This window comes from Komagataeibacter melomenusus, assembly GCF_013155395.1.
Classification (GTDB): domain Bacteria; phylum Pseudomonadota; class Alphaproteobacteria; order Acetobacterales; family Acetobacteraceae; genus Komagataeibacter; species Komagataeibacter melomenusus.
This window is the reverse complement of record NZ_JABJWC010000013.1, coordinates 1-12,691: the sequence shown is the minus strand read 5'-3', so window position 1 is coordinate 12,691 and position 12,691 is coordinate 1. Positions and strand designations below refer to the sequence as shown.

10 protein-coding genes are annotated in these 12,691 nt (G+C 50.2%); 7 read left to right on the top strand and 3 right to left on the bottom strand.

The window, feature by feature from the left end; all coding sequences use genetic code 11:
* Positions 1-24: 24 nt before the first annotated feature.
* A complete protein-coding gene (locus HNW77_RS06980) occupies positions 25-351 on the bottom strand; it encodes a type II toxin-antitoxin system RelE/ParE family toxin (RefSeq protein WP_241694340.1) in 327 nt (108 codons plus the stop codon).
* The gene (locus tag HNW77_RS06975) at positions 311-565 is read right to left on the bottom strand and encodes a type II toxin-antitoxin system ParD family antitoxin (protein WP_172156413.1); all 255 of its coding nucleotides are present in this window, start codon (positions 563-565) and stop codon (positions 311-313) included. Before HNW77_RS06975 ends, HNW77_RS06980 begins: the two co-directional genes overlap by 41 nt.
* 473 nt (positions 566-1,038) lie before the next feature.
* Between HNW77_RS06975 and HNW77_RS06970 the strand changes: the two genes are divergently transcribed.
* The 5 genes from HNW77_RS06970 (at position 1,039) to HNW77_RS06950 (ending at position 8,707) form a co-directional block, all read left to right on the top strand.
* The gene (locus tag HNW77_RS06970; protein WP_172156411.1) at positions 1,039-2,271 is read left to right on the top strand and encodes an ABC-three component system protein; all 1,233 of its coding nucleotides are present in this window, start codon (positions 1,039-1,041) and stop codon (positions 2,269-2,271) included.
* Positions 2,252-2,917, top strand: coding sequence for an ABC-three component system middle component 1 (locus tag HNW77_RS06965; RefSeq protein ID WP_172156409.1), 666 nt, complete (start codon positions 2,252-2,254; stop codon positions 2,915-2,917). The genes HNW77_RS06970 and HNW77_RS06965 overlap by 20 nt, the downstream gene beginning before the upstream one ends.
* Complete coding sequence (locus HNW77_RS06960; RefSeq protein WP_172156407.1) at positions 2,892-5,225, top strand: AAA family ATPase; 2,334 nt, start codon at positions 2,892-2,894, stop codon at positions 5,223-5,225. Before HNW77_RS06965 ends, HNW77_RS06960 begins: the two co-directional genes overlap by 26 nt.
* 174 nt (positions 5,226-5,399) lie before the next feature.
* Positions 5,400-7,037 (top strand): DUF2130 domain-containing protein, encoded by a 1,638-nt coding sequence (locus HNW77_RS06955; protein WP_196781829.1) that lies wholly within the window; start codon positions 5,400-5,402, stop codon positions 7,035-7,037.
* A gap of 557 nt (positions 7,038-7,594) precedes the next feature.
* Entirely contained in the window at positions 7,595-8,707 is a 1,113-nt protein-coding gene (locus tag HNW77_RS06950; RefSeq protein WP_172156406.1) for a Fic family protein, read from the top strand.
* 56 nt (positions 8,708-8,763) lie between these two features.
* Here HNW77_RS06950 and HNW77_RS06945 read toward each other — a convergent pair whose 3' ends face one another.
* Positions 8,764-9,924, bottom strand: a complete 1,161-nt coding sequence (locus tag HNW77_RS06945; protein ID WP_172156404.1) for a tyrosine-type recombinase/integrase — start codon at positions 9,922-9,924, stop codon at positions 8,764-8,766.
* 441 nt (positions 9,925-10,365) lie between these two features.
* Between HNW77_RS06945 and HNW77_RS06940 the strand changes: the two genes are divergently transcribed.
* Together HNW77_RS06940 and HNW77_RS06935 are read left to right on the top strand one after the other, a co-directional pair.
* On the top strand, positions 10,366-11,643 hold the full coding sequence (locus HNW77_RS06940) for a type II restriction endonuclease (RefSeq protein WP_172156402.1): 1,278 nt from the start codon (positions 10,366-10,368) through the stop codon (positions 11,641-11,643).
* A gap of 228 nt (positions 11,644-11,871) precedes the next feature.
* Entirely contained in the window at positions 11,872-12,603 is a 732-nt protein-coding gene (locus HNW77_RS06935) for a DUF262 domain-containing protein (protein WP_196781828.1), read from the top strand.
* Positions 12,604-12,691 lie beyond the last annotated feature (88 nt).

Here is a 12,691-nt window from a genome sequence, read left to right as displayed (position 1 = left end):
GTTTGGCGTGTAGTGGCAGCGTCGTCAGTCTGTGTCCATAAGCCGCTCCCAGCGCCGTAGTCTGGGCAGCACGCGGACGATCAGAACTCCGTCGTCGTCAATGAGATCGAGGATATGGTGAGCCCGATGACGGTGCAGCCGTATCGGTGGGTCGAACTCACGACGTTCTGGCGCAAGCTGCGGATGTGAGGCGATAAGGTCGAACGCGTCTGCCAGTCCTGCATGGTAGATTTCGGCCTGCCGTGGCCCGTATTTCTTCACACCCTGAATGTAGATGCTGATGATGTCGTCTTCGGCGCGCCGTGTCTTTCTACAGGTCGGCATCCGTCGTCCCGGCAGCCGCGCGAGCATCCTGCAGCAACTGCTTCATGCTTCTGGTCCCGACGCCGCTATGAAGACCGGCCGTGATGTGGGCCTGAACCTCGTCATGCGCCGCTCGGGCCTCCTGATCACGCCGGATCAGGTCGCGGACATAGTCGCTCGCATTGCTGTAGCGTCCCGTCCTGGCCTGGGCCTCTACCCATTCCTTCATGGGGTCGGGCAGGGATACGTTCATTGTTGCCATCGGTGCCTCCAGTCTCAAGGATGACAAGCCTTGCTAATCTTTGTCAATAAAATTGGGATTGGCGCACGGCATTCGAACTTCAGATAGTAGACTGCGTCTGGACGTGATCATTTATGGGGCCATGGCTGTCGGTGAATGAAGCGGACTGGCAGCATCCGCCTCATGTCAGACAGGCGACATAGCGATTTGATTTCTGCATAGCCGACAGTCTGGAAATGAGCTTCGACTATCCATTAAACGGTGGTTTTCTGGACAGAGAGACCCACCGAATTTCTTTATTTTTCTTGGTAGTCTGAGTTGTTAATATATTTGTCAAGATTTCAATGCTGAGAATGTCCATGAATCAACGCGTTGGATACGCTCCCTCAAAGTTTGACCCGAGTTGTGGACTTAGAGCAGTTGGGTAGGCAGTTTGAGAGCCTGACTAACCAAAGGGACAGGTCAGCAGTTTGGTAACGGTGGAAGGAGTTTGCATGAGTCAAGAAGATGATGAAAAGTACCCGCCCAGCGCGGTGTCTTCGTGGAGCGGCTTCGTTTATCAAGGGAAGATAGCACTATATCATTCCCTTAAGCTAATTCACGATGGGGATTTAGATTTTGAACTTCAGCTAGACAGTAGCGACGACTTCGCCATTTATAAAAATGGAAAAATACATACCGCGCATCAAGTAAAAGCGAAGATAAGCAAATATCGTAGCGGTTACACCAAGGCGCTGGAGCAGTCCACTTTAATCGAATACGACAAAATCAAAGGAACGCCCCGCTATTTCCACGTATCTGTTGAGCTTGACAATACAGACGATCACAAGGGTGCTAGCGGGGAAACAGTGAAGTTTTACCGATACGGAAGCAACTATCATTGTGGACTAGGTGAAATTGAAGTACTAACAAAAGAACTTATAAGAAAGTTATGTGAGAAAAACTCCATTACCATTAGTGATAACCTTATAAACTTTAACTACTGCCTACTATCAGAAAAAATAAGCACAAAGGCAATATATAACCACAAACTGAATCAAGTTGACGGAATCTCAGAAAATAGAGCCGCATATGAGGGCCGCATCAATGCCAGAAATATCTGGGAGGAGTTGGTGGCCGAAAATCCCTATCAGAATCGTGACTACTATGCGGTTGAGTTGAAGGCCAGGCTCCAAACCCATCTAGAAGAACGACTGGATCAGATGCTGCCAACCATGAATGACGCCACTTATGAGAGGGCCAGACGTCTGTGCGAGCACATTCGCGATACCCATATCAACGAATTGAAAACCCTATGCCAAATGATGAAACCCTCCGAGCGGTTTCAAGACGTTCAGACGAGCGATATCAGGCGATATACCAAGCTCATCCAGGCTATTTCGGCGGAACCCATATTCAACCATCTTCCACACTATCTCGACAGAGAAAATCGATTCTACGCGCCTACCGCTCTTGACGTAGATGAAAACGAAGATTGTGAATCTGACATGATCCGGGAGATGAAAAACAATGAGGATTTGCTGAGACTACTTTTTGAGTACAACCATCTAATCGCGAGCAAAGCAGAAGCCTCATTCACTTTCAATACAAAATTCACAAACTCGGATGATTTCGACAATAAAAAGGCCACTGAAAAGCTTGAAAGCAATATCACCAAGTCGCTGTGCATTAGCGTAATAACAAAAGATGACGCGGAGGATCGCCTGAATGATAAAGCAACTGATTGATGAAGCACTTGTTGCCCATGGCTTTGTAAGTAAACGTGAACTGGACATTACGAGCTTTTATGTTCGCGCATCTGGATCTGCCATCAGATTTGCAGTCGTACATACTTTAGACGACCTTCCTGACCCAGCTGAGCTGAATAACCGAATCAATCGCTTAGCCCCTGAAGAGTTTCTCAGAAACCCAAGCTTCAAGAAGAATTGCGACTTGATCTGCATTCATCGTCTTGACGTTCTGGCCGAATTCAAGGATCACGAAGAAGAAATCTTCGCCATCGAGGAAGACCCGCATTTTTATAAAAAATATGTCCTCTACTACAGCAGTGCAGAGGAAAGCGCCCTTACTGACTTCACCTACGACAAACTTGAATCCGTAATTTCTGATAAAAAAGAATTTTTGGACTACAAAGAAAATCCTTTGAATCCTACTCAGTACAGCTTCGCAGCAAAGACATTTATCAAACTTCCTTTTTTAGAGCTACCTAGCCATCAGGGAAACCTTGTGTCTTTGAGGTTGCAAGCCGCTGAGGCCGTTGCAGAAGCTGGCCTGAACGATACATATTTGACTATCCAGAAAGTTACAGACAAAAACGCCGACGATTTTATCAAGGAAATGATTCGCAATGAACTGGAAAATATCCAAGATTGAAGTCTCTAGCTTCAAAGCATTCAAGCATATTTACTTGGATCTTGGCAAGTCGTCCTTGTTAACTCTGGACGGCCCTAACGGTTATGGCAAAACAAGCATATTCGACGCCATCGAACTGCTGCTTACTGGACAGATCAATCGAATACAAAACCTATTTTCTACTATATTAACTAAGAAAAAAAGAGACTACGCAGACAATCTATTCTGGAATAATCGCTCTGGTGAGAGCGCCCTTTGCATTAAGATTGAATTCATTAATGATGATCGCAAACTTGTTTTAGCCAGACATTGCCCAGCTTCGATATTCAGAAAACCGGCAAACAATCGTGCAGACAAGTACGAAAATTTCAAGCTTTATGAGTTGGTGGAATTTGAATCATCTGACTTCACGAAAAATAATCAGCGGGACGACAATTTTCTTGACGAAGTGTTCGGAAAAAACTTTAGGGAGAATTTCTCATTCCTTAACTATCTGGAACAAGGACAAAATCGGCTGCTACATACTCGAGTAGATGAACGCAAGGATAAACTAGGAAACCTATTTAATATTAGCGATATTGAAGCTGAGATCGAAAACTGCGACACTATCTGCAATAAATTCACAAAGTACATCAGGGACCCTGAGCGTAATGCGAAATTTTTATCACTTACCGAGGAGATAGCCACCCTAAGAGGAAAATTGCAGGCAGAGGCAGGCATTGGTGAATATAAAAAGCTATCGACGACCGATTTGCAACCAGGGTGGGATAAGGAGATTCTATTCTCAACGTATTCAGCGGCAGACCATGCTGCTTACCAGGAATCTGTTCGCAAGATTATCGCCCTTCTGCCACTCAAAGCCACGATAAAAACTAGGGTTCACAACGAGACCATCGATGCTAACATTGATCGTAACGCGGAATCTCTGAAAAGTCTGGCTCAGTTTGGTCAAGACCTTGGCAAGCTTGATGAGCTTGATGCTATCAAAAAAGGGATTGATGAATTAGAACGTTCAGCAAGTATCATCAAACGCGGTGCCACGGCGATTACGCTCGAAGAAGCCCGATCACTACCAAACTGGGCAGATGGCCGCTTTGAATGGTTTGAATCACAAATTGAAGCCCGAAATAGCCTACGCAAAAAAAGCACCGCCAATACGAACGTCGTGGCTGAATTGGAACGCCTGAAAAAGCAACTGATTGAGGAATATGAAAAGTCTCACCTCGACGATCAGTTGTGTCCTCTTTGTGGCGCTGACTGGGGAGATCACAAATCAATGGTGGATGCCATTGAAGCAAGAACTGAGCAGATCTCTGATTCACTGGGCCAGGACGGCAAGGACTTAGTAAACCTTATTGCTGCTATGGATGCTGAGCTGAAGCCGATCGACATCCATATACAAGACAGCCTGAAAATTCTTACGTCTAAATTTGAACCCAATCTTCATGCAGCGCTGACTAAAATTAAGCTTCGACTCCCGGCAATAATCCAACTGCTGGAGAATCTACAAAGCGACAACATTCAATTTACTGCCTCATTTACGGAAAATGATGACGTAGTGAATGAGCGACTTGAAACACTCAAGGAGATACTAAGAAATAAAAAACAGGTTGAAGCTGATGCTTTAGCCCTGCCAGAAGACTGGCGAGAAACAACAAACAGCGCCTTCAAAGATTTGCAGGACTTCTACATAATCACGGCTGAAGACCTGAAGGGCAAAGAACAATACATATCGACCAAAGCCAACGAAGCTCAAAATTCTAGGCTCCAAAAGTGTATTTCCGATGTTGAGCTTATCGAAAAAGAAACCCAGGCAGCACAAAAAGCACGAGGTAAAGTCGAAAAGCTCCGCATTACGCTGAAGAAGACCGAACAAGATTATACCGATCAGACAATTTCAGCTATTGAGTTCATATTCCATATCTACAGTGGCCGACTGATCCAAAACTACCAGCGTGGCCTGGGCCTGTTTATCGAGAGCCGCGAAGGTACGCAGTTGAGGTTCCTGACTGCCGAGAAGTCTGAACATGACGCTGTCATGTCCATGAGTTCTGGCCAAGTGTCCGCACTCAGCCTTGCCTTCTTCCTATCCCTCAACAAGGTCTATGCACAGGTGCCGCTCATTCTCATCGATGACCCTTCACAATCTCTAGATGAAGTGAACGTTGCCTCCCTGACTGACCTACTCCGTTGCGAACTCAAGCATTGCCAGCTAGTCGTGTCCTCTCATGAAGATGATATCTCGGCCTACATGCGTTACCGCTTCGACCGGGCGGGTTTGGCCACGAGCGCGCTCAACATGCAGCTATTGGCGAAAGAAGCTTCATAAAAGCTAGTAGAGCTGGATTTTCGTAATGGTAATGCGGATCATTCTCGATCCTAGAGATGGCAGCTAGCCTAGCTAAAAATCAACTTGCTTGCTGGACGCCTTCATTCTCAAGAGCGAAGGGACGGCGCCGGCGACGCATCGGAAAATCTTGACAAAGGTGGAAGGTAAATAAGCATGCATGAGATTATTTGTCCGCACTGTGGGAAGGCTTTTAAAATCGATGAGTCTGGTTATGCGGATATCCTTAAACAAGTTCACGATAGCGAATTCGAAGCGCAGTTGCACGAGCGTCTGGCGTTGGCTGAACAAGACAAGCAGAACGCTCTTGAACTGGCCAAGACCAAGGCGACTAGCGAGTTGCAACAAGCTGCATCAGCCAAAAATGCCGAAATTCAAGAACTGAAGGCCAAACTCGACGCTGGTGAAGTGGCCCGACAACTCGCTGTGGCGGAAGCGCTAGCTATCGTCGAAAAAGAGCGTGATTTGCTCTCGAACGAGCTTGAGCAGGCGAGACGGGATAAACAAGCTGCAGCCGAGTTGGCTGAAACAAAGCTACTGAACGAATTGCAAAGAGCAACTGCAGTTAAGGATGCTGAGGTTCAGGATCTGAAATCCAAGCTTGATGCGGCTGATGTGGCGCGGCAACTCGCTGTGGCAGAAGCCTTGGGAGAGGTGGAGAAAGAACGTGACACGCTCGCGAATGAACTTGAACAAGTGAAACGTGACAAGCAAGCCTCCTATGAGTTAGCCGAGGCCAAGCTTGCAAACGAGCTACATAAAGCTGCAGCTACCAAGGATGTAGAAATTCAAGGTTTGAAGGCCCAATTAGAGGCTGCCCAGATTGAGCGTAAGCTGGCGATTACCGAGGCGGTCAACGTGATCGAGAAGGAACGCGACGCACTGAAAACGGGCCTCGATCGATCCAAACTTGAGAAACAGCTTGCCGAGAAGTCGCTCAAGGACAAGTATGAGACGCAGATTAAAGACCGTGATGATGCGATTGAGCGACTCCGGGACATGAAGGCGCGTTTGTCTACCAAAATGGTTGGCGAAACCCTAGAGCAACATTGCGAGACGGAGTTCAACCGTATTCGCGCCACTGCGTTTCCGAGGGCGTATTTCGAGAAGGACAACGACGTTCGGACCGGCAGTAAAGGTGACTACATTTTTCGTGACTCAGATGAAGCTGGCACGGAGATTGTCTCGATCATGTTCGAAATGAAGAATGAGAACGATCACACGGCGACAAAGAATAAGAACGAGGATTTTTTTAAGGAGCTCGATAAAGATCGGATTGAGAAAGGGTGTGAGTATGCGATTCTTGTCTCATTGCTTGAGCCTGACAGTGAGCTGTACAACAGTGGGATTGTAGATGTATCCCATCGCTATCCGAAAATGTATGTTGTCCGACCACAGTTTTTTATTCCTATCATTACGCTCCTGCGGAACGCAGCAATAAATTCGCTCCAATACAAATCGGAACTCGCTCTCGTAAAAGCGCAAAACATTGATGTGACGAACTTTGAGGATCAGCTTGAGGACTTCAAGACGGCGTTTGGTAAAAACTACGATTTAGCATCTCGACGTTTCCAAACTGCAATCGATGAAATTGACAAGTCGATTGACCATTTGCAAAAAACGAAAGATGCCTTGCTTGGCGCAGACAGAAATCTTCGTCTTGCAAATAACAAAGCTCAGGATGTTACGATCAAGCGGCTAACGAAGGGCAATCCGACGATGGCAGAAAAATTCTCTGAACTGAAGAAAAATGGGGGAATTTCAGATGGGCGGGAACACGGTGCACCAAGTTGATCTGGTTGCTTTGTATTTCTGAGCATAGCGCCAAAATACGTATCAGTAGTGCGAGAAACAGACACCAGCGTGAGAATTCCTGAAGACGATATTTTTTATGGTATAGAACTTTATCACCACGATCTGATCCATGTCAGGTAAGGTGCCTAGTTGTCCTTCCCATTAACAATCGAGTGGGAGTTATAATTAAAAACCCCCAAGCTGGCAGGGGGCCTCGCTCTAAATCGTTTACAGGTCTTGTTCTCATTGAGAACAATTGAAAGCCCACATCAGTCCGAATGAATGTCCGGTATTTTGAGCTCTATGCCAGAACCGGACATTCCACTCCCTGTATTGCAGTCATTTTTCCGTCGGGAAGAAGGGTGAAGGATGATCTGGTGTGCAAAAGGCGGCACAGCTTTGCGGGACAGGTGGAAAAGGCAGCGGGAGTTCCTCTGTCAGGCGCTCGACCAGTATGTGTGCAGGGATAATGAATTTATTCACCGCATATCATGCGGATATAGCCTTGCGGTTTGCGGTGATTAAGCGCCATATTCTCCGCAAGGAGTGCAGGGAATATGGCGCGATACATTTATCAGCACGGAAACTGGCCGGACTTTCGGTGGGACAAGGATAGCATTTCCCAAGAACTGGCCGCCGTGCGTCACCGGCAGGGGCGCCTTCTGGGTCGTATGGAAAGCCTTGGCTTCGACTTTCGGTCGGAGGCCGTGCTCCAGACCCTGACGGAAGATGTCATCAAGTCGAGCGAGATCGAGGGCGAAAACCTCGATCGTGAGCAGGTGCGCTCTTCCATTGCCCGGCGACTGGGCATGGATATCGGCGCGCTGGCGCAGGTGGATCGGGATGTTGAAGGCGTCGTGGAGATGATGCTGGATGCGACCCGGCATTATGCCGATTCGTTGACCAAGGAGAGGCTGTTCGCCTGGCATGCGGCTTTGTTTCCCACTGGCCGAAACGGCATGGCACGCATTCTGGTCGGAGAGTGGCGTGATGACAGAACCGGCCCGATGCAGGTCGTGTCTGGCGCGGTCGGACGGGAGAAGGTTCATTATGAGGCGCCGACAGCCAGCAGGGTGCCCGCAGAGATGCAGGCCTTCCTCAACTGGTGCAATGCCGGGCAAGCGCTTGATCCTGTGCTGAAGGCAGCCGTCGCACACCTGTGGTTTGTCACCATTCATCCGTTTGAGGACGGAAACGGGCGCATGGCACGGGCCATCGGTGACCTCATGCTGGCGCGTTCGGAACAGACGGACCAGCGTTTCTACAGCCTGTCGGCCCAGATCCGGCAGGAACGGAAGGATTATTACGCAATCCTTGAGGCTACCCAGAAGGGGGATATGGACATCACGTCCTGGCTGCACTGGTTTCTGGGAGCGCTGGATCGCGCCTTTGATCGCGCTGAACTGGTCTTGGGAAAAGTCATTCAGAAGGCCCGTTTCTGGGACAATCTGGCCGGACAGGCGATCAATGACCGGCAACGCCTCATGCTCAACCGTCTGCTCGATGGGTTTGAGGGTAAGCTAACCTCATCCAAATGGGCGAAGCTTGCAAAGACGTCACCGGATACCGCCCTGCGTGATATCAATGATCTCGTATCGCGCGGTATTCTGGTCAGGGAGGCGGCAGGAGGAAGAAGCACCAGCTATGTGCTGGTTCTTCCCGAGACGTAAAACGCGGGTCAATGCTGACGGACGGTTTGTTGATTGGGTATCATCGGCATTCAGGCCTATATCCTTGCATCGGTGAGCGCGGATGAAATGCGCTGGGCGACCTGATCCGTCGAGCGTTTGACATTTTCCCGCTTCAGGTGGGCGTAGCGGGAAGTGGTCTTGATGTCGCTATGGCCCAGCATCCGGCCGATCATTGTCAGGTCCGCTCCCATCTCCAGGGCATCCGATGCAAAGGAATGACGGAGATCGTGGAGCCGAACGCCATCCAGGCCTGCCGCCTTGCGGATACGACGCCACGGCTTTTGCAGGTCGGTGAGATATTCGCCAGCCTTGCGTCCGGTGATGACATAGGGATTGTCGGGCAGGCGAGGGATGGCCTTCAGGACATCAACCGCGACCGTGCCCAACTGAACAGTTTTTGCTCCGGTTTTGCTGTCGGGGAGGCGCAGTTCGGCTTCATTCAGCCAGACATGCGCCCACTGGAGCGTCTGGATTTCCCGCAACCGGCAACCCGTGAGGGCAAGCAGACGGACGGCCAGTGCCGCTTCGGGCATATCTTCGGCGGCCTCGTCGAGGCTGCTTCCCAGGCGCGCATACTCTTCTCTAGTGAGGAAACGCTCGCGTCTTTCCTCCCGGTAGCGTTTGACGCCCCGGCATGGATTCACACCGTCCTGGCGGATACCCCATAGATCGGCAAGGCTGAACATCTTTGACAGAACGCCTAGCGTTCGGTTGGCCTGATAGGGGATATGCCGGAAACTGCCATGGAATTCGACGACTTCAGTTCGCGAAAGGTCAGCCATCCGCCAGCTTCCGAATTTCGGGACAATGAACAGTTCCACCGAGCGCCTGTACTCTCCCCGTGTTCTGGGTTTCAGGTGGACATCGACATATTCGTCGAGAAAGCGTCTGGAGAAGCTCGCGACAGTCATGGCCTTGCGGTCATCGGACCGTTTATCCGCCGGATTTTCCCCGGTATGAACCCGTGCGAGGATCCTGATGGCTTCATCACGGGCGAGATCCGCCGTCCACGGGCTGCCATGCTGGCCAATCGTGTAACGCCGCAGCCTCCCGCCAGAGCGGTAGTGAATGACGTAGACCTTGCGGCCCGATGGCCAGACCCGGACCGCAAAGGCCGGGATGCTGTCATCCCACAGGAAGTAATCTTTTGCTTCGGGCGTCGCCGCCGTGACGGTTTTCTTGTTGAGCCGGGCCATTCTCGCCTCCACCGTAGGAAACACATAGGAAACAGATGAGAGCGCAACCGAGCGTAGTCGGTGAACGAATGACGTATCCCGACGGGGCTATTTTTCAAGGAAAAACAAAGGGTTTTCGTGGTCCGGCGCTATTCTGTCGGTGCGGGCGCTGGCCAGCGTAGGCTAAAAAATCTTTCTCATAACCTGAAGGCCGCAGGTTCAAATCCTGCCCCCGCAACCACTTGCAATTTCTGAAACCCCGCTAAGTCAACGGCTTAGCGGGGTTTTGCTATGCGTAAATTGAGGTCATCTTCTAGAGAACTGTTTTAATTTCACAGGCTTAGGGGAAATAAGTTCAAAGCGGGGGTATCATACCGCGCAACCACTTGCGATTATCGTTATTGACGTGAGCCGCTGTTACAATCAGGCTCAGAAGCGAATGTAATTTTAGTTTCCGGATTGATGACCGACCTTATTCGAGACCTTATCCTTCGCTGGCGGGACGATCCGACAGGGACTTATCAGAGCTGGTTTCTGTGGGACGAGCGTATCAAGAATTTCCGGTCTATCCGCCGTGGTCTGCAGCAGGTCGTCGCCGAGATTACCGCTGGCACATTCGGGGTCGCTTATCGCGGCTCCTCCCTAGAAACGGTCGTCCATTCGATTGCTGAGCAGCGCCAGATATTCAAGGGAGCGGATCATGCGTTCCTGTGGAAGCCGAAGCTACGCATTCCCGATATCTACGAAAATCCTGCCAATCAGAAAGCATTCGGGCAGCTTCTTGATACCTGTCTGTGCTGCAATACCGAAGAGCATGTGGTTTCGGCCATTCATGCAATCGATGCCCGGAAGATAAAAGGACTGGGACCAGCTGTCGCCAATCTGCTGTATTTCCTGCATCCCACGATCATGCCGCCTTTCAATACGGCGATCGTGAAGGGCTATAACGCCTTGACCGGATCAAAGGTGAAGCTGGGGCGATGGGAGGAATATCTTGCCATGCGGCAGGGTATCCTGAAGCTGAATGCGACCTATCGTTCGCTGCTGTCCAATGATCTGGGCGCCATTGGAGGACTGCTATTTGACCTCGGAAGCGGACGCTATTCAGCGCCGCCTCTCGAGGATAACGAAACAGCACGGAAACTCTGGGAAGCCGATCTTCACCAGGTGAGGGAGCAAAGCGCAAAAGAGGCCCGAATCCTGGCAGCAGAGCGGGAAACGGATCACACCCATACCGAGATTCAGGGTTGGCTTCGCGATCTGGGGCTTTCCCTGGGTTACGATGTCTGGATTGCGGCCAATGATCGTAGTCGTCCATGGCGGGACGGCAAGCTGGGAGATGGCTGCCTGTCGGTGTTGCCTGGGTTCACAACAGAAACGCAAGGGGCGCAATCCGTGCGGCTGATCGATGTTCTGTGGCTGGACCGGGAAAGCCACAGGATTGTGGCAGCATTCGAAGTCGAGCATTCAACGACCATTTATTCCGGCATCGTGCGGATGCTGGATCTTGCTCTCGGGTCAGAGGCGCAGGCCTTGGATGGCCTGTTTCTTGTGGCACCAGACAAGCGGGAAGCTGATGTGCGGGAACAGTTGAGGCGGCCGGCCTTCAGCAGGATTGCCGACCTGAAAGTCCGGTATCTGTCTTATGGGGCGCTTGAGAAAGACCGCGAGGCAATCAAGCGCTTTGGTCAGGGATTGAAGCCTATCCAAGCCATATCCCATCTCCTTATCCCAGCATGACAGTGATGACAGGCATGGCAGGAGAGCGGGGTGTCTACTCTCGAGCAGTGATAAGGAAAAGCAACCATTCATACTGCCGGTACCTTTGACAGCATCATATGCACTGCCTCCGGCTGCAAGTCAGGTCAACCTAGAAGTGTTCTATAAATCATGGCCTTATAGACTCATTTAACTGTGCGTCTTGTACGCTCAGAACTACCTCTTTGGCCGAATGCTTTTTAAGAAGATATGATGATGGAAAACATTAACAATCAGGTTCTTTCGGTGCGTCAACTTTTGGCTTTGACGCGACTTTCTATTCCGACGTATCAACGCCCTTATCGCTGGGGAGCGCGGAATATCACTGATCTCCTTGCCGATCTGGTTATCCATCAGAACAAGAGCGCCTATCGATTGGGCTCTGTGGTGTTTCATCAGCACACAGATAAAGACGGAAAGCTCGATATCGTCGATGGTCAGCAACGAACCCTGACTTTGATGTTGACTGTCAAGGCGCTGATTGAGGTGTTGGACGAAGAAAATCGAGACAGAAAGGAGAAAGTAACCAAATTCCAGCGCCAAGATATTCGGCAACAACTTGAGGCATTAAGAGAGCCCATCCATGATTTTATGAAGCGGACGCATTTCCCTAGCCGCGCTTCAGAGGTAAACCTCCGACGAAATTATCTAGAGTTGCATCGAACAGTGGCCCGCTCCGAATTTGATGAGCAGAAAATCGATTTTCTACTCAATAAATGTCAAGTGGTCTGCTTTGTCCTCGAGGATATTTCCGAGGCATTTCAGTTCTTTGATTCGCAAAATGCCCGAGGGCGCGATTTGGCACCTCACGATCTGCTTAAAGCATTCCATCTGCGCGAATTTGCCGAGCATGAGGCGTGTCGCAAGGCAGAGGCCGTTGATCATTGGGAGCGCCTGCCCAGCAGAGGTGGACCCGTCTGTTCGGACAGTTTTTGGGTTTGAATAAGCTATACCCGGTTGTTGTTATGCCGCCATTCTGACGGCGTTGCTGTTGGCCATCTGGTCCGGGGTTAACGCCGGACCAGATGGC